17 protein-coding genes are annotated in these 16,932 nt (G+C 63.6%); 12 read left to right on the top strand and 5 right to left on the bottom strand.

Annotated features, from left to right (window positions below; genetic code table 11):
- Positions 1 to 3: 3 nt before the first annotated feature.
- From nthB to ACW9H9_RS23680, 4 genes are read left to right on the top strand one after another with little or no spacing between them, the layout of a single operon-like run.
- Positions 4 to 741: a nitrile hydratase subunit beta gene (nthB, locus tag ACW9H9_RS23695; RefSeq protein ID WP_457345621.1), complete on the top strand. Its 738-nt coding sequence runs from the start codon at positions 4 to 6 to the stop codon at positions 739 to 741.
- Positions 738 to 1,358, top strand: coding sequence for a nitrile hydratase subunit alpha (gene nthA, locus ACW9H9_RS23690; RefSeq protein ID WP_457345619.1), 621 nt, complete (start codon positions 738 to 740; stop codon positions 1,356 to 1,358). The genes nthB and nthA overlap by 4 nt, the downstream gene beginning before the upstream one ends.
- Positions 1,359 to 1,368: 10 nt before the next feature.
- A complete protein-coding gene (locus tag ACW9H9_RS23685; RefSeq protein WP_457345617.1) occupies positions 1,369 to 1,692 on the top strand; it encodes a nitrile hydratase accessory protein in 324 nt (107 codons plus the stop codon).
- A gap of 46 nt (positions 1,693 to 1,738) precedes the next feature.
- Positions 1,739 to 2,707: a GlxA family transcriptional regulator gene (locus tag ACW9H9_RS23680; RefSeq protein ID WP_457370548.1), complete on the top strand. Its 969-nt coding sequence runs from the start codon at positions 1,739 to 1,741 to the stop codon at positions 2,705 to 2,707.
- On the opposite strand, the gene ACW9H9_RS23675 is transcribed toward ACW9H9_RS23680, so the two are convergent.
- The 3 genes from ACW9H9_RS23675 to ACW9H9_RS23665 are packed head-to-tail and all read right to left on the bottom strand — an operon-like array spanning position 2,704 to position 6,198.
- The gene (locus tag ACW9H9_RS23675; protein WP_457345613.1) at positions 2,704 to 3,612 is read right to left on the bottom strand and encodes a LysR family transcriptional regulator; all 909 of its coding nucleotides are present in this window, start codon (positions 3,610 to 3,612) and stop codon (positions 2,704 to 2,706) included. The two genes, ACW9H9_RS23680 and ACW9H9_RS23675, sit on opposite strands and share 4 nt — an antisense overlap.
- Before the next feature lie 49 nt (positions 3,613 to 3,661).
- Positions 3,662 to 4,939 (bottom strand): dicarboxylate/amino acid:cation symporter, encoded by a 1,278-nt coding sequence (locus tag ACW9H9_RS23670; RefSeq protein WP_457345654.1) that lies wholly within the window; start codon positions 4,937 to 4,939, stop codon positions 3,662 to 3,664.
- A 32-nt stretch (positions 4,940 to 4,971) separates the two neighbouring features.
- Entirely contained in the window at positions 4,972 to 6,198 is a 1,227-nt protein-coding gene (locus ACW9H9_RS23665; RefSeq protein WP_457345612.1) for an amidase, read from the bottom strand.
- Between the two features lie 267 nt (positions 6,199 to 6,465).
- On the opposite strand from ACW9H9_RS23665, the gene ACW9H9_RS23660 reads away from it, so the two are divergent.
- The 5 genes from ACW9H9_RS23660 (at position 6,466) to ACW9H9_RS23640 (ending at position 10,166) form a co-directional block, all read left to right on the top strand.
- On the top strand, positions 6,466 to 6,744 hold the full coding sequence (locus tag ACW9H9_RS23660) for a phage infection protein (protein ID WP_457345611.1): 279 nt from the start codon (positions 6,466 to 6,468) through the stop codon (positions 6,742 to 6,744).
- A gap of 162 nt (positions 6,745 to 6,906) precedes the next feature.
- Positions 6,907 to 7,677, top strand: a complete 771-nt coding sequence (locus tag ACW9H9_RS23655) for an alpha/beta fold hydrolase (protein WP_457345610.1) — start codon at positions 6,907 to 6,909, stop codon at positions 7,675 to 7,677.
- 111 nt (positions 7,678 to 7,788) lie between these two features.
- Positions 7,789 to 8,046 (top strand): DUF2790 domain-containing protein, encoded by a 258-nt coding sequence (locus tag ACW9H9_RS23650; RefSeq protein ID WP_457345608.1) that lies wholly within the window; start codon positions 7,789 to 7,791, stop codon positions 8,044 to 8,046.
- A 51-nt stretch (positions 8,047 to 8,097) separates the two neighbouring features.
- Positions 8,098 to 8,769: a heavy metal response regulator transcription factor gene (locus tag ACW9H9_RS23645; protein WP_457345607.1), complete on the top strand. Its 672-nt coding sequence runs from the start codon at positions 8,098 to 8,100 to the stop codon at positions 8,767 to 8,769.
- On the top strand, positions 8,766 to 10,166 hold the full coding sequence (locus tag ACW9H9_RS23640) for a heavy metal sensor histidine kinase (protein WP_457345606.1): 1,401 nt from the start codon (positions 8,766 to 8,768) through the stop codon (positions 10,164 to 10,166). The genes ACW9H9_RS23645 and ACW9H9_RS23640 overlap by 4 nt, the downstream gene beginning before the upstream one ends.
- Before the next feature lie 13 nt (positions 10,167 to 10,179).
- Here ACW9H9_RS23640 and ACW9H9_RS23635 read toward each other — a convergent pair whose 3' ends face one another.
- Complete coding sequence (locus ACW9H9_RS23635) at positions 10,180 to 11,382, bottom strand: ROK family transcriptional regulator (protein ID WP_457345604.1); 1,203 nt, start codon at positions 11,380 to 11,382, stop codon at positions 10,180 to 10,182.
- Positions 11,383 to 11,584: 202 nt separating this feature from the next.
- On the opposite strand from ACW9H9_RS23635, the gene ACW9H9_RS23630 reads away from it, so the two are divergent.
- From ACW9H9_RS23630 to ACW9H9_RS23620, 3 genes are read left to right on the top strand one after another with little or no spacing between them, the layout of a single operon-like run.
- Positions 11,585 to 12,976 (top strand): APC family permease, encoded by a 1,392-nt coding sequence (locus tag ACW9H9_RS23630; protein ID WP_457345602.1) that lies wholly within the window; start codon positions 11,585 to 11,587, stop codon positions 12,974 to 12,976.
- A gap of 8 nt (positions 12,977 to 12,984) precedes the next feature.
- Complete coding sequence (locus ACW9H9_RS23625) at positions 12,985 to 13,989, top strand: ROK family protein (protein ID WP_457345600.1); 1,005 nt, start codon at positions 12,985 to 12,987, stop codon at positions 13,987 to 13,989.
- On the top strand, positions 13,980 to 14,999 hold the full coding sequence (locus tag ACW9H9_RS23620; RefSeq protein WP_457345599.1) for an SIS domain-containing protein: 1,020 nt from the start codon (positions 13,980 to 13,982) through the stop codon (positions 14,997 to 14,999). The genes ACW9H9_RS23625 and ACW9H9_RS23620 overlap by 10 nt, the downstream gene beginning before the upstream one ends.
- 115 nt (positions 15,000 to 15,114) lie before the next feature.
- On the opposite strand, the gene ACW9H9_RS23615 is transcribed toward ACW9H9_RS23620, so the two are convergent.
- On the bottom strand, positions 15,115 to 16,299 hold the full coding sequence (locus ACW9H9_RS23615) for an acyl-CoA dehydrogenase family protein (RefSeq protein ID WP_457345598.1): 1,185 nt from the start codon (positions 16,297 to 16,299) through the stop codon (positions 15,115 to 15,117).
- Positions 16,300 to 16,932: the final 633 nt, after the last annotated feature.

Genomic DNA, 16,932 nt, shown 5'->3' with positions numbered 1-16,932 from the left:
GCCATGAAACTCCAACACTACATTGGTGGCCTGCAAAACCTGGGGCCCGTGGACCTGGAGCACCGGGTGTTCGTCGAACCGTGGGAGCGCCGGATCTTTGGCATCCACACCGTGATGATGGCCCAAAGCAGCCACCTCGACGCGGGCCTCGACACGGCCTTCAAACACCCCTGGACCTGGGCTTCGCTGCGCACCGGTGCCGAGGGCATGCAGCCCTTTGAATACTTCAAGTTTCGCTACTACGAAAAATGGTTGATGGGCATCAGCAGTTTTTTTGTCGACCAGGGTTACCTCAGCGCCAGTGAGCTCGGTCAACGCACCGACCACTACCGCCAGCACCCCGACGCCCCACTGCCCGAGCGCCCTCACCCGGCACTCAAGACACAGGTGCAACGCTACCTCAAGACCGGCGACTCGCCGCTGCGCCCGCTCAAGATAACGCCCCGCTTCACCCCCGGCCAAACCGTCTGCGTCGCCAACCCCGCCGCGGTGCAACACACCCGCCTGCCCGGCTACCTGCGCAGCCAGCACGGGGTGGTGGTCGAGGTCTATGACGGCGCATTCAGCTATTTCGTCGACACCGGCCCAGACGGCATCGGCGCGCCCATGCCGGTGTACCGCGTGGCGTTCGACGCCGCCGATCTGTGGGGGGACACCCCGCAAGAAGGCAACACGCAGATCTACGCCGACCTGTTTGAAGCCTACTTGCTGCCCACACGCCAAACGGAAACCGCACCATGAGCCACCTGTTCAAACACGCACAACAACGTGAAGCGGCCAGCGCCGCCAAAGTCCGCGCCCTGGAGTCGCTGTTGATCGACAAGGGCGTGATCGGCAGCGATTCGGTGAACACCGTGCTGGAATATTTTGAAACCACCGCCGGCCCGCTCAACGGTGCCCGCCTGGTCGCACGGGCGTGGGTCGACCCGGCCTTCAAACAGCGCCTGCTCGACGACACCCCCAAGGCCATCGCCGAGTTGGGCCTGGCCCAAGGCATGACAGGCGCCGAGGGCGAGCACATGCGCGCCGTCGCCAACGGCCCTCACGTGCACAACCTGGTGATCTGCACCCTCTGCTCGTGCTACCCCTGGCCGATCCTCGGGTTGCCGCCCTACTGGTACAAAGACCCGGTATTTCGCGCCCGTGGCGTGCGCGAGCCGCGCGCGGTGCTGCGCGAGTTCGGCGTGCCGATCCCGGCGCACCTGCCCGTCAAGGTCTGGGACAGCAGCGCGCAAATCCGCTGGTTCGTGATCCCCGAGCGCCCGCACGGCTGCGAGCACCTGGACGAAACCCAACTGGCCGCCCTGGTCACACCCGAATCCATGATGGGCGTGGCGCTGGTTCAGCCGCCCGCCTGAGGACACCGTCATGTTTACCCGCTTTGAAGAATTCGCCGCTGCCAGCATGCTCGGCCAACCCGACTCGCCCCCGCGCGCCCAGGGCCGATTGCTGTTCAGCCAGCCCTGGCAACGGGAGGTGTTCGGCCTGGCGCTGGCACTGTCCAAGCAGGGCTGTTTTGAATGGGAGGCCTTTCGCCAACACCTGATCCGCGCCATTGCCCGCTGGGAACAACAGCCCTGCGCCGAGCAACCGGCCTGGGATTATTACGAGCGGTTCCTGGAGGCTCTGGTGGCCGTGCTGGAGGACCACGCACTGGTCACCCCCTTTGAGCTGGGGCCTGCGACGAATTGAACATCCACCGTTACACTGCGCCTCTCCCGTGCAGCGAGACTTCATGATGCGCAAGATCACCGTGGCCATGGTGCTGTTCCCCGGTTTCCAGCTACTGGACATCGCCGGGCCCAAGGACGCGTTTGCCGAGGTGAACATCCTGAGCCAGGGACAATGCCAATACGAAATGATCACCGTCGCCACCACCCGTGGCCCGCTCGCGTCGTCCAGCGGGATGACGGTGATCCCTGACCGCACCATCTTCGATCCCTGCCCGCATTTCGATACGGTGATCCTGCCCGGCGGGCTGGGCATTTTCCAGGTCTACCACGACAGCACGCTGGCCCAGTGGCTCGCCGCCCAGTACAAAAGCGCCCGCCGCCTGGCCGCGATCTGCAACGGGGTATTCGCCCTGGGCGCCGCACGGCTGATCGACCACAAGACCGTCACCACCCACTGGCAGGACGCCGCCCGCCTGAGCGCCAGCTTTCCGTTGGCCTGCGTCGAGCCGGACCAGATCTACATCAAGCACGGCTCGCTCTACACCACGGCCGGGGTCACGGCGGGCATCGACTTGGCGCTGCTGATGATCGAAGAGGACTTTGGCAAGAAACTCGCCATCGACGTGGCCAAGTACCTGGTGGTGTACCTGCGCCGGGCGGGGGGCCAGTCACAGTTCAGCCCGCTGCTGGACGTGCAGGCGAGCGGCGACTCCCAGGTCAGCGCCCTGCAAGACTACCTGCTGCAACACCTGCACCTGCCCCATAGCCTGGCGTCCCTCGCCGAGCGGGCTCACATGAGCCCGCGCAACCTGTCGCGCCTGTTCACCAGGGACACGGGCCTTGCGCCCATGGCGTTTCTCGCTGACGCCCGTATCGACGCCGCCCGCCGCCACCTGGAGGGCACCGATCTGTCCCTCAAGGACATTGCCCGGCGTTGCGGCTTTGACAGCGGCGAAGCCCTGCGCCGGGCATTTGCCAGGCGCCTGTCGATCAACCCCGGGGATTACCGGCAGCGCTTCCGTACCGGGGGCTAGCCCGCCGCTCGCTGCCCCAGCAAGGCCACCAACTCACGCAAAAAATAGTGGGTCTGCAACGACCCGCGCCGCACGCAGATGCGATGCCGGCGCAGTGCCCAGGCCTCCGACAGTTCCAGCACCGCCAGGCTGTCGCTGTCCGAAGGTTCCAGCGCCGAGCGCGGCACAATGCCAATGCCCGCACCGGACGCCACCAGCCGGATGATCGCCCGGTAATTGGAGACTTGCACCCGCACATCCAGGCGCCCGCCCGCGGCCAGCGCCTGGTTGGACAAGTACGTGTGCAGCGCCGAGCCGTTTTGCAGGCTGATAAAAGGCGCGTCCAGGCACTGACGAAACGTCACCGCCGCCTGCGCCGCCAACGGGCTGCCGGGCGGCGCCAGCAATACGAAATGGTCTTGGCAATAGGGCAAAAATTCCAACTCGGGGGGTTCGACATCCACCACCACGATGCCGATGTCGGCCCGCCCGTTCGCTACGGCAACCACGATGTCCGACCCCAGACGCTCCTCAAGCGTGATGCGCACGCTGGGGTAGGCGGCAAAAAACCGCCCCAGGTCCTCGGGCAGCCAGGAGCCGATCGCATTGTTGTTAGCAAAAAACGTGATGTGGCTGGTCAGGCCCTGGGCGAAGGGCAAAAGGTCGACGTGCATTTGCTCAAGCTGGGCGATGCAGCGGCGCACGTGCTCGAGCATGACCTGCCCGGCCGCGGTCAACGCGACGCCACGGGCCTGGCGCACCAGCAGGGCCGTGCCCAGAGCGTCTTCCAGGCCCTTGAGCCGCAGGCTCACCGACGAAGGCGCCAGGTGGCAGCGCCGCGCACCCCGCGACAGGTTGCCCTCCTCGGCCACCGCCAGAAACACTTTCAAGTCGATCAGGTCGTAATGCACATTGGGCCCCGGCACGCAATCACTCGTCCCGGGCACCCTAGCCTGTTCCGCACGCGCTGTCATATCAGGCCGCTTCAGGGGCCCGTGGTGTGCCGTTGAGTTCGCGGTGCAGTTGGTCGTAATCGAGTTCCTTTTCCCAGGCCGACACCGCCAGCGTGGCCACGCCATTGCCAATCACGTTGGTCAGCGCCACACATTCGCTCATGAACCGGTTGATGCCCAGGATCAACACCAGGCCGGCCACCGGCACCGTCGGCAACACCGTGAGCGTCGCCGCCAGGGTGACAAACGCCGCGCCGGTCACGCCGCTGGCACCTTTGGAGGTGAGCATGGCCACGGCCAAAATCGTCAACTGGTCGGCCCAGCTCAGGTCGATATGGGTGGCCTGCGCGATAAACAACACCCCCAGGGTCATGTAGATATTGGTGCCGTCCAGGTTGAAGGAGTAACCGGACGGAATCACCAACCCCACCACCGAACGCGAGCAACCGAGCCGTTCGAGCTTGACGATCATGCGGGGCAACACCGGCTCACCGGAACTGGTGCCCAGCACGATCAACAGCTCTTCCTTGATGTAGGCCAGGAACTTGAACAGGTTGAAGCCCACATAGCGGGCGATCAACCCCAGCACAATCACCACAAACAGGAGCGCGGTCAGGTAGAAAGTGCCGATCAGCTTGAGCATGGGCAGCAGCGAAACAACGCCGTATTTGCCCACGGTAAACGCCATGGCGCCAAATGCCCCGATGGGCGCCAGCTTGGTGATGATGCCGACGATGCCAAACAGAATGTGCGACACCCCGTCGATCAGGCCGGTGACGCTTTTGGCCTTGTCACCCAGGGTGGCCATGATCGAGCCAAACAGGATCGCGATCAGCAGGATTTGCAGGATCTCGCCTTGGGAAAACGCCGAGATCAGCGTGTCCGGGATGATGTGCATCAAAAAGTCGACGGTCGACAGCGACTTGGCGGCCTGGGTGAAACTGGCCACGGCGGTCACGTCCAGCGTCGCCGGGTCCACGTTGAACCCCGCGCCCGGCTTGAACGCATGCGCCGCCACCAGCCCCAGTACCAGGGCAAAGGTGGAGACGATCTCGAAATACAGGAACGCCTTGCCCGCCACGCGGCCGAGTTTTTTCATGTCTTGCATGCCGGCGATACCGCTGACCACGGTGCAGAAAATCACCGGGCCGATGATCATCTTGATCAACTTGATGAACGCATCGCCCAAAGGCTTCATGTCCACCGCCAGAGACGGAGAGTAATGGCCCAGCACGATGCCGACGGCAATGGCCAGCAGCACCTGGATATACAGCACGGCGTAAAACGGTTTTTTCATGATCAGGCTCCGATTTTTGTTGTTGGAATAAGGGTTCAGCCTTGGGCGTGAAGGGCCGCGTGCAAGCGCTGCGCGGCGTCCAGCACCCGTGCATCCGCGCCCCGCGGGCCGATCACCGAGAGCCCGACCGGGGCGCCGTCCACCTTGAGCCACGGCAGGCTGACTTCCGGCAGCCCCGCCAGCCCGGCAATGGCCAGCAGCTGTTGCGCCCCCAGGCGGCTGCGTTGCAGGGCGTCGGCACTGGCGTCCAGGCGCGGCGCCACATCGGGGGCGGTGGGCAGGATCAACACGCTGTTGTCATCCGCCAGCAATTGGGCCAGGTGCGCCGAGGCGCTGATACGCACCTGCTGTTGCTGCGCGACCTGGTGCGAAGTGACCTGGGCCGAGGCGCGAAAACGCCCTTGCACGTCGTCGGCCATCGACGTACCAAAGCGGCTGACCCACCCACCGTGCTGCTGCCAGATCTCTGCGCCTTGCAACACGCGGTGAGCCTCGGCCCAGGCGTTGAGCGCCAGCGTGCCGACAGGCAGGCGCTGGACCTGCCAGCGGGGTTTGAGCCGCGCAATCAAGGCCTCGATGCCCTCGCGCACCGCCGGGACAGCCAGCGCCACGGCATCGTCCACCACCTGCAAGACCGGCGGGGGCACAGGCGCCAGGGCCTGGTTGGCCAGCAGGCTGAACACCGAGGCCAACACGTACCCCTGCGCCGCAAACCAGCCGACCGTGTCAAAACTGTGGGCCAGGGAAAAACAACCCTGGGTGGAAATGCGTCCATGGGTAGGACGCATGCCCCATACGCCGCAGAAACTGGCCGGCAAACGGCAGGAGCCGCCGCAATCGGACCCCAGCCCGATGTCGGCATGCCCCGCGGCCACCGACACCACCGCCCCGGAAGACGAGCCGCCGGGAATGCGTTGCGGGTCCGCCGGGTTACGCGGCGTGCCGTAGTAGGCATTGATGCCCATCAGGCTGAACGCCAGCTCGTCGGTCACCGTTTTACCCACCCAGTGCGCACCGGCCTCCAGCAACAACTGCACCACGAGGGCGTTCGTAGCGGCCGGGGGTTGTTGCTGCAACCACCACGGGTTGCCGGCGCCGGTGCGATGGCCTTCAAGGTTGAACACGTCCTTGGCCGACAGGCGCAGCCCGGCCAGCCGGTCGCCGGTGCACGCAATGCGGGGCATTGCGCCAAAGCCTTCGCGTACAAAGGCGCCGTGCAGGCCGGGCTGGGTCAGGGCATCCAGAGAGAGGGTGTCGTGCATGGCGGGCTATCCCAAGAAGGCATTTGAGCGAGTGCTCGGAATTATCGACAGCGACCGCAGCGCTCAAAAGCGAGCAATCGCAAAAGCAGGGTTTGCCGCACACGAACGCTCGGGGTTTTGTATCGGACTGTGTAGGCGCAGGCGCCGGATACGCAAACCGGCAAACAGGCCGGTTCGCGTACACAGGGCGGATACAGCCGGGGGGTTAACTAGGCCTACCCCGCCCACACCGGCGGGCTCACTCAACCCCCTGCAAGGAGTTCCACCATGTTCAAGTTCGCCAAAAACGCCGTTGTGTTTCTGGGCCTGGCCGTCGTTGCCGGGCTGGGCGTGTCGTCGCTGGCCCAGGCCGCCGCTCAACCGGCCGCGCAAGTGCAGTGGCAAGCTGAGGGCGGTGCCGACCGCCTGAACCAGGACCGCGTCGCTGAAGGTGGCGCCGAACGCCTGCGTGAACGGGGCCTGGCCGAAGGCGGTGCCGAACGTCTGCGTGAACGAGGCCTGGCTGAAGGCGGCGCCGATCGTTTGCAAGCGTCGCGCTCGGTCTGATACCTGGCGCGCACTACCCCGGGCAGTCACAAGGCTGCCCGTTGCATTACAAACTTGTCATTAAGCTGTCAGCGTTGGAATCACCCTCGCTTCATACAGTGAAGTCGTCAGCCTCCCACTGCGGATGACACAACTTCCTACTGATAATGAAGAGCACGCCCCATGAAACCTGCAAGCAAACTCTGCCTGATCGCCGCCAGCCTGTTGATGCTGGGCACCGGCTCCGCCATGGCCGCCACCGTTGCGCCGGTAAAAGCCAATAACGTTGTACTGGTCCACGGTTCCTGGGCCGACGGCTCCAGCTGGGCCGAAGTGATCACCCGCCTGCAGGCTGCCGGCTTGCACGTCACCGCCGTGCAAAACCCGCTGACTTCGGTGGCCGATGACGTCGCCGCGACCAACCGCGTACTGGATCAACAGGACGGTCCTACCGTACTCGTCGGCCATTCCTACGCTGGCACCATCGTGAGCGACGCGGGTGCCAACCCTAAAGTCAGCTCGCTGGTGTACGTCGCCGCCCGTGCGCCGGACGCCAATGAAGACTTCGTGGCGCTGTCGGCCAAATTCCCGACCACGCCGGTGCGTGCAGGGGTGGTGGAACACGATGGCTACCTGACGCTGAACCAGGACGCCTTCCTCAAGTACTTCGCCGCCGACGTACCGCACGCCAAGGCCATGCAGCTGTTCGCCGTGCAACAACCCATCGCCAAGACCTTGTTCAGCGGCCGCACCGTGAACGCGGCGTGGCACACCAAACCGTCCTGGTACGCGGTGTCCAGCAACGACCAGACCATCAACCCGGACTTCGAACGCTTCCTGGCCAAGCGCATGAACGCGACCACCATTGAAGTGCCGTCGAGCCACTTGTCGCTGGTGTCCCACGCCAAGGAAATCACCGACCTGATCCTGGAAGCCTCGGGCCGTCAGCCTTAAGCCGTTCATTACAACCTTGTCATTGTCCTGTTGGTTGGCTGTTGGCGTCGCCCGGTTACTGTGAACTCACTGCCAGGCCCCTGGCAGCCAACCCTTAAAGAGAGAACCACCATGAAACTGTTTATCCTAGGTTTTGCCGCCCTCCTCGCCACTGGCACCGCCCTTGCCGACACCCCGGCCGCCGCACCGGTGATCCACGACAAGGTCAGCTTCTTCATGCACCTGGACGTGGCCAAAGTGCTGTCCAGCACCGACACCTACGGCCAGTGCGGCATTGTCCCCGCTCGCCTCGACTACCTCGACAGCCAGGGCCGCGAGCACCAACTGGACTACCAGGTGCAAGGCATCGGCTGCGCCAATGACAATTGATCGGGCTACACTTGCGCTACCATTGACCGACACGCAACCAAGGCACCATCCATGAACATCCTCGTAGTGGAAGACGAACCCAAGGCGGGCAATTACCTGCTCAACGGCCTGCAGGAACTGGGTTACTCCGTTAGCCTCGCCCGTGATGGCGTGGATGGTTTGCACCAGGCGCTGGAAACTCCATTCGACGTGATCGTGCTGGACGTGATGATGCCCAAGATGGACGGCTGGGAAGTGCTGCGCCGCCTGCGCAAAGAAGCCGATACACCGGTGCTGTTTCTCACCGCCCGCGATGACATTGCCGACCGCATCAAGGGCCTGGAACTGGGCGCTGACGACTACCTGATCAAACCGTTTTCATTTGCCGAACTGGTTGCGCGCCTGCGCACCCTGACCCGCCGCGGGCCGACCCGCGAAGAGGAACAGCTGCAAATCGAAGACCTGCAAATCGACGTGCTCAAGCGCCGCGTGACCCGTGCCGGCGTACGCATCACCCTGACCAACAAAGAGTTTGCCCTGCTGCACCTGTTCGCCACCCACCAGGACCAGGTGCTCTCGCGCTCCATGATCGCCTCGCGTGTGTGGGACATGAATTTTGACAGCGACACCAACGTGGTCGATGTAGCGGTGCGCCGCCTGCGCCTGAAGATCGATGACCCGTTCCAGCTCAAGCTGATCCACAGCGTGCGCGGCATCGGCTACCGCTTCGATACCCAGCCATGAACAAGCCTCGCCATTACTCCCTGACCCTGCGCCTGGCGGTGGTGTTTGCCCTGCTGGCCTTTACATTGATGGCCACCTTGGGCGTGGCGCTGTACCGCGAGCTTGAGCGCGCGTTGATCCACCGCGACGATGCGGCGCTGATCTACCGGGTGGATCAGTTGCGCAACCTGCTTAACGACAGCAACACCCTGGACCTGATCAAGACCAAGCCCGAGATGTTCCAGAACATGATGGGCAACCGTGAGTCGGTACTGAGCATCGGGGCGCCGGGGCAAGCACCGCTGCTGCTGGTCAACCCGGGCAACGTCACCCTGCCGTCCGCCAAACCGGTGCCGCGCAAACAAGACATCAGCTTTGACGATGTACGGCACATGCCCGACGTCAACGGCGTGCCGTTTGCCTACCTGGCCGCCACCATCGACTCCGGCGACCTGGGCAGCCTGCAAGTCACCACCGGACGGCTGATGACCGAGCGCACCGCCGTGCTCGCCAGTTACCGCTTGAGCGTGTACGTGCTCGCCAGCATTGCTGCGATTGTCCTCGCGCTGGCCGGTTATTTATTGGTGCACCGCGGGCTGTTGCCGTTGCGCCGCCTGGCGGACCACGCCCATGGCATCGGCATGGGCAACCTGTCCCAGCGCCTCGACAGCCAGGGCGCGCCCAAAGAACTGCTGCCGATGATCGACGCGTTCAACACCATGCTGGAGCGGCTGGCCAAGGGGTTTGTACAACTGGGCCAAGTGTCCACCGACATGGCCCATGAGTTGCGCACGCCCATCAACAACCTGCTGGGTGAAACCCAGGTGGCGTTGCAGCAACACCGCAGCATCGAAAGCTACCAGCACCTGCTGGCCTCCAACGTCGAAGAACTCGAACGCCTGGCGCGCATGCTCGACAACATGCTGTTCCTGGCCCGCACCGACCCCGCCAGTGCCCTGCGCCAACGCCAGGAACTGGACGCCGCCGACGAAGCCGAACGCATGGCCGACTACTTTGAAGGGCTGGCCGGTGACGTTGACATGACCATCGTCGCGCAAGGCAGCGGGGTGATCTGGGCCGAGCCCATGTTGCTGCGCCGTGCGCTGGCCAACCTGTGCGCCAATGCCATCAAGTACGGTGCTCCGGGTTCCGAGCTGCTGATCGCTGCCACGCCCAGCGCCGAGGGCATCAGCCTGACCGTGAGCAACCACGGCGCGACGATCCCGGCCGAACACTTGCCGCACCTGTTCGAGCGGTTTTACCGGGTGGACCAATCACGGGAGCGTTCGGCGCAGTCCAACGGCCTGGGCTTGTCGATTGTGGCCACCATCATGCAGTTGCACAGCGGGCGCTATAGCGTGAGCAGCAAAGCCGGGGTGACGTGTTTCGAGCTGTTTTTCCCGGCGCGGGAAAGCTGACCGGCCAGGGGTGTTATTCGGGTTTGAGCAACGCCTCATAGTCCGGGCTGATTTCCGCCAAAATCATCAACGCCGCCGCCCCCAGGGCCACCGCGTCATGCCCGGCGGCGCCCATCTGTATCCGCGGGTGCTGGCGGTCCAGGCGGCTGCTGATCGAGCGGCTCAAGGGCTCCAACCGGGCGATCAGCCGCGCGAGGATCGCTTCGGGAAGAAAGCCGCTGATCAGGATGGTTTGCGGGTCGAGCACCGACTCCAGGATGTTGATGGCTTGGCGCAACGCGGGAGCGGCTTCATTGAGCCAGGTGTCGACGCCGTCACTGAGCGCTTGCTCACTCCAGTCCCAACTCGCCAGATCCTGCTCGGCGGGCCGCCCCAAGTGCTCCAACAAGGCGGCGATGGAAATATAGCGCTCCAGGCAGCCGTGATTGCCGCAGAAACAGGCTTTGCCGCCCGCAATCACAGTCATGTGGCCGATCTCGCCCGCGTTGTGCCAATGCCCGGAATACAAGCGGTTGTCCAGATACAGCCCGGCGCCCAGGCCGCTGCCGATAAACAAGTGCACGAAGTGTTGCAGGCCGCTGGCGACCCCGTACAAACGCTCGCCCATGGCGGCGGCGGTGGCGTCGTTTTCGATCAGCACGGGCAAACCCAGGTCCTGTTGCAGGCGCAGCGCGATGTCGGCATCGTCCCACCCCGACATCGCCGTGGGCCCCACCGCCGTCATGCCTTCCACGCTGAACGGTCCGGGCAAGGCGATGCCCACGCCAAGGAAACGCCCGCCCGGTCGCTGCTGGCGAAAGGTGTTCACGTGGTGCCGGATCAGCGGCAACGCTTGCTCGAACGTGGGGTAACTGACCTTGAGCGTCACCTGCGCCACCGTCTCGCCCAGCAGGTCGAGCATCACCGCGATGATGCGGTGCTGCTCCACATGAAAACCAATGGAATAACCCCCCTGTGGGTTCAGCGACAGCGGCACCGGCGGCTGCCCACGCCCGCCCTTTTGCGCCGCGTGCACCCGCAGCACACCCTCCTCTTGCAGCTCGGTGACTATATTGGACACGGTCTGCGCCGTGAGCGAGGTGAGCCGCGTCAGGTCGGCCCGCGTCAGGCGGCCACTCTGGCGGATGGCTTCCAGGATGACCCGGCGGTTGTGCAACCGCGCGTGTTCAGCGTTGGTGCCCGTGGTGACGGCACGGGGGAGCTTGGGATTTTTCATGGGCAGATCATTGGCTTTGTCGATTAATTAAATCAAGTTGAATTAATAGCCATCCCGTGCTTTTCTTAGCGCCTCGGACGGTTGTTCCTACAGCCATCTCCGAATACGCCCATAAAAACAAAACGGGTGGATAGATGCCTTCAGTGGCGCGCAGTCCCTTTGCCCCTGCCCCTTCTGTCCCCTATCAAGAGGTCGTTTTCCCATGAGCACGCTGACACCCGATCCCGGCATCAAACGCAAAATCGGCTTGTTTCCCGCCATCACCCTGAACATGAGCCAGATGTGCGGCGTAGGCCCCTTCATCACCATCCCCGCCATGATCGTCATCATGGGCGGCCCGCAGGCCTACCTCGGCTGGATCCTCGGCGCCCTGCTTGCGCTGTGCGACGGGCTGGTGTGGGCCGAACTCGGCGCCTCGTTGCCGGGAGCGGGCGGCACTTACGTCTACCTGCGCGAAGCCTTTGGCAAACGCACCGGCAAGTTGCTGCCGTTCCTGTTTGTGTGGACGGCCATGTTGTTTATCCCGCTGATCATGTCCACCGGCATCATCGGCTTTGTGCAGTACCTGACCTGGTTCTGGCCAGACATGAGCACCACCGCCGGCAATATCATCGGCCTGGCGGTGATCTGGCTGATCATCGCCATGCTGTGGCGCAAGATCGAGTCCATCGCCAAGCTGAGCATCGTGCTGTGGGTGATCATGCTGGTCAGCATTGGGGCGCTGATCGCCGCGGCCCTGTCCAACTTTCATGCCGACCTGGCCTTCACCTTTCCCGAAGGCGCCTTCAACCTGGCCGACAGCGGCTTCTGGTTTGGCATGGCCGGTGGCCTGACCATCGGTATCTATGACTACCTGGGCTACAACACCTCGGCTTACCTGGCCGGTGAAGTCGAACAGCCGGGCCGGGTGATTCCCAAGTCCATCGTGCTGTCGATCGTCGGCATCCTCACCATTTACCTGGTGATGCAAGTCGGTGTGCTGGGCGTGGTGGACTGGCACCGCATGCTCGACCCCGAGTCCGCCGCTTACAAATCCGTGGCCTCCGTCGTGCTCAGCGAAACCTGGGGCAATACGGCCGCCGGGATTGTCACGGTGCTGATCCTGATCACCGCCGTGGCCTCGGTGTTTGCCGGCCTGCTGGGCGGCTCCCGCGTGCCGTTTGAAGCGGCCAAGGACAAAGTATTTTTCAACGCGTTCAGCAAGACCCATCCCAAACACCAGTTCCCCACATGGGGCATCGTGAGCATGGGCCTGCTGACCTCGGTGGGGTTCATGATTGGCCGCCTGACCGACCTGAACACCCTGATCCAATTGCTGACCACCGTGATGATTCTGGTGCAATCGGTGGCGCAGATCGTCTCGCTGCTGGTACTGCGCAAGACCAAACCACACCTGGCCCGGCCTTACAAAATGTGGCTGTACCCAGTGCCGGCGGTCATTGCCCTGCTCGGCTGGGTGTATATCTACCTGGCGTCCAACCACAACGCGCCGGGCGCCTACCCTATCCAGTGGTCGCTGGTGTGGGTGCTGGCGGGCAGCGTTGCCTACCTGTTCTGGGCGCGGGTACAGCGGCTGTGGCCTTTTAACAAGTGATGAACGCGATGCAAGAACCATTCGAGACAACGGGCGCTGCGGCGCCCCGGCAAGGCTTGCTGCTGGCGATTGACGTGGGCGGCACCAAGACGCAAGTGGCGTGCTACAACCTGGCCCGCCAACACATGAGCACACGGATTCTGGCCACTCACGCGCCCGGCTTGTGCGGTGTGCCAGCGCTGGAGCGCATTCTGGATGCCGCCCGCGATTGCGTGGCCGAGTACGACAACGTCCAAGTGTTGAGCGTGGCCGCGGTGTTCCCAGGCGTAGTGCGTGGCCCTAGCCTGTTGATGGCGCCCAACACCCCGGGGTTCGAGGGCCTGGACCTGCAAGGTTTGATCGCCAAGGCATTCGGCAACGCTCTGGTGGTACTCGACAACGATGTCAAAGCCGGTGCCCTCGCGGAGGTTCGCTGGGGCTCGCTGGCGGGCATCGACAACGCGATTTACCTGAACCTGGGCACCGGCCTTTCAGCCGCAGCCATTGCCAATGGCAAGTTGATTCGCGGCCACAACGGCGCGGCCATGGAGATCGGCTACCTGTTGTCGCCGTTTCTTGACCCAGCCGCCCCGCAACAGTGGCGCACGTATGAAGCGGGCGGAGCGCCGCTGGAGGAGCTGTTTTCCGGCAACGCCTTGAGCCAGTTGGCCGCAGAAATGCTCGGCGCCGGGCATGCCGCCCCCGACCTGTTTGCCAGTACCGACGCACACGTTCGCGAGGCGCTGCAACACCGCATCCTCGCCTGCGCCGTGCAAGTGGCCAACCTGGCTGTCGCGCTGGATGTAGAGCGCATCGCTATTGGCGGCGGCCTCTACCGCCAGGCGAGCCTGTTGGCACCGATGATCGAACAGTTGATCCACCGCGTGGTGCCCTTTGCACCGTCCATCGCTGCCGCGCACTTCACCCACGATGCGCCGCTGTGGGGCGCCCTGAGCATGGCCCTGGAAGCCGCCGGTTTGAGCGCCATCGCCCATCATTTGCTGCACGCCACGGGAGCCTCGTTATGTCGTTGATGTTGAGCGAAACCCTGTCCATCCCCACCATTTTGCAACGCATGCTCGACGATGACAGCGCCGTGCGCGCCCTCAGCCAACGCCTGCGCGACGAACGCCCGGAGTTGCTGATCAGCGTGGCACGCGGCAGCTCGGACCATGCCGCCGCCTACTTCGGTTATGCGATGACCAGCGTGGTGGGCATACCGTGCCTGTCGATTCCGCTGTCGCTGGTGAGCCTGCAACAGCCGCCCTTGCACTTGAACAAAACCTGGGTCGCCGCGTTTTCCCAGTCGGGCAAAAGCCCGGACCTGATCGACAGCGTACGTTACCTGCAACAACGCGGCGCGACCTCGGTGGCGCTGGTCAATACCGCCCACTCCCCTCTGGCCGAAGCCTGCAATTACGAGGTATTGCTGCCCGCCGGGTTGGAACAAAGCGTGGCCGCCACCAAAAGCTACGTGGCGATGCTGATGGCCAGCGCGCAACTGGTCGCCCACCTGGCCCCCGACGACAGCCTGGGCCAGGCCTTGCAGGCATTGCCCGGGCACATGCACGCAGCGGCCGACGCGGACTGGTCCTGCTTCGTCAAGGTTCTGGTCGACGCCGACAAGATGATCGTCATCGGCCGGGGCGCCGCGCTGCCCATCGCCCAGGAAGCGGCGCTCAAACTCAAGGAAACCTCCGGCATCCAGGCCGAGGCGTTCTCCAGCGCCGAAGTGCGCCACGGCCCGATGGAAATCATCGAGGCGGGCTACCCGGTGCTGGTGTTCGCCCCTTCCGGGCCGGAACAGGCTGGCACCCTGGCCTTTGCCGACGACATGCGCGCACGCGGTGCACGCGTCTTGGTCGTAGCGCCCAGCGGCACACCGTGCGCGAACCTGCTGCCCAGCGTGCCCACCGGCCACGCGCTTCTGGAACCGTTCACCATGATCCAGGGGTTTTACCTGGCGGCCGCCCATTTGGCGGTGGCGCGAGGGCGTAACCCGGACCAGCCGAGGTATTTGCAGAAGGTGACGCGTACGCGGTGAGCCACGATGCGGCCCTAACACGGGCCTGAACATTCGTATCGGTCATGGAAATGAAAGCCCGCGACACGCCAGGCAAAAAGGCGGTGCCCGGGCCATTGCAGCCCGGGCACGCTCATCAGGCGGTCTCGGCAGGCCGGGCGCTGTCGAGCAGGTATTTGCCGGTCGTGGCGTAATGGCGTTGCTGCGTCGAGAAATGCTGCGCCCCGGTACGTGCGTCACGCAGGCGGCGCTGCAGCGAGGCATGCTCGTACACCACGGCGCCGCCCGCCAGCGCGAAGCACGCGTCGACGATGGCGCAGCAAGTGGTGGCTACCCATACCGTCTGCTGCTGCGCTTGAACCGTGAAGGCATCCGAACGCAGTGTGCCCGCCAACGCCTGCTGCCAATGATGATCCACCTGAACCGTTTGGTAGGCCTGGGCGGCCTGCAGCTCTGCTTGGATACGCCCAATTTCGGCCTGGAACTGCTCGGAGTCACGCATAGGCACCATGGTCCGCTGCTGCACGCGCCCCGAGTTGGCCAAGGTAATCACATCCTCCAGCGCCCCTTGCGCCACACCCAGGAAGAAAGCACCGAAACTCAGCGGGATCAGCTCCAGCAGAGCGCTGTAGAGCGGGCCCCGCGAGGACGCACTGCTGGTGTCGATATCAAAGCAGTTCTCCTCGGGCACAAACGTATCCGCCAGGCTGATGTGATGACTGCCGGTGCCCTTGAGCCCCATCACGTGCCAGGTGTCTTCGATCTGCCACTCAGTGGCCGGCAAAATAATGCCGCGAATCTTGGGCATGCCCTTCGTCAGCATCGAGCCGCTGTCGCTGGGCACCGGCTTGCCGTCGCGCGTGACCAGGCAAAAGCCGATCATCCAGTCTGCCTGCTGGCACCCACTGGCAAACGGCCAACGACCGGTGACGCGATACCCACCCTCCGCTTCCTCCGCCATACCACCCGGGCTGCCCGCACCGGCGATGATGGCGTTGGGATGCGCGCCGTACACACGCTGGAGCACCGGCTCCTGGACCAACGCCGCCATCATCGTGGACGCCGTGGAAATCATCGCACTCCAGCCCACCGAGGCATCGATCTTGGCCAAGGCTGTGACGACGCGCATGCCCGAGGGGAAATCCAGCTCCAGGCCGCCCAGACGCTTGGGCACGAACAGACGAAAGACACCGATGGCCTTGAGCTTTTCTATGAGGTCCAGCGGAATGCGGCGGCCGTCCTCGATCTCGGCAGAACGTGCAGCCAGCTCGGGGGCGAGCGCCTGGATATCGGTGAGCAGCGTGTCGACGGCATGGGTCATGGCGAAGAGTCTTCCAACGGAATAGGTGTGGGAAAAGGGTCATTGCCTATGAGTAACGGGGGGTGGGCGCGATATATTCCCGGGGGGTGGGTAATTTCATGTTCAGGTTGAAGGTTTGCCAAGCCCGCAACGCACGGCTTCAAGCGATCAGCCTCCGTGCATTGACTTCGCGGCTATCGAGATTGCCGTTACGGGCGAGGTGAATTTCCGTCGTCGGCCAGCTTGGCGTGATGTAGGGTCGTATTTTTCGTGTTGAGGACGTAGACCTTTGGCGGTGCGTAGTATCAGAACGCAATCGCTGCCACGAGCAACAGGACAATCCAATGCCCTATGGGTAGCGGTCGTTTCTCATTTGCCGGCATGCTTTTGAACCCCGGTAGCCCATGCGGGTATTGGCACCGCTAACGGGTTGTCCATGACGATCCGTGCGGTAATACCACCGTTCAGTTATTCCTTGTAGAGGTTCATACCGATGATGATAGAGATCCATCAGGGGCGCTCATATTGAGCACATAGAAAAATTAGCGGAACTGTGCATCGTTTTGAAGTTTTCTCGCAGACAAATATGTAAGAAGAAACGAGGGTGTCAGAAATTTTGTGTTCGGGCATAACATGAGTAAGAGGTGCATATAT

The sequence above is a fragment of the Pseudomonas sp. SDO5215_S409 genome (assembly GCF_054071325.1).
This window is presented reverse-complemented; position numbering and strand designations above follow the sequence as displayed.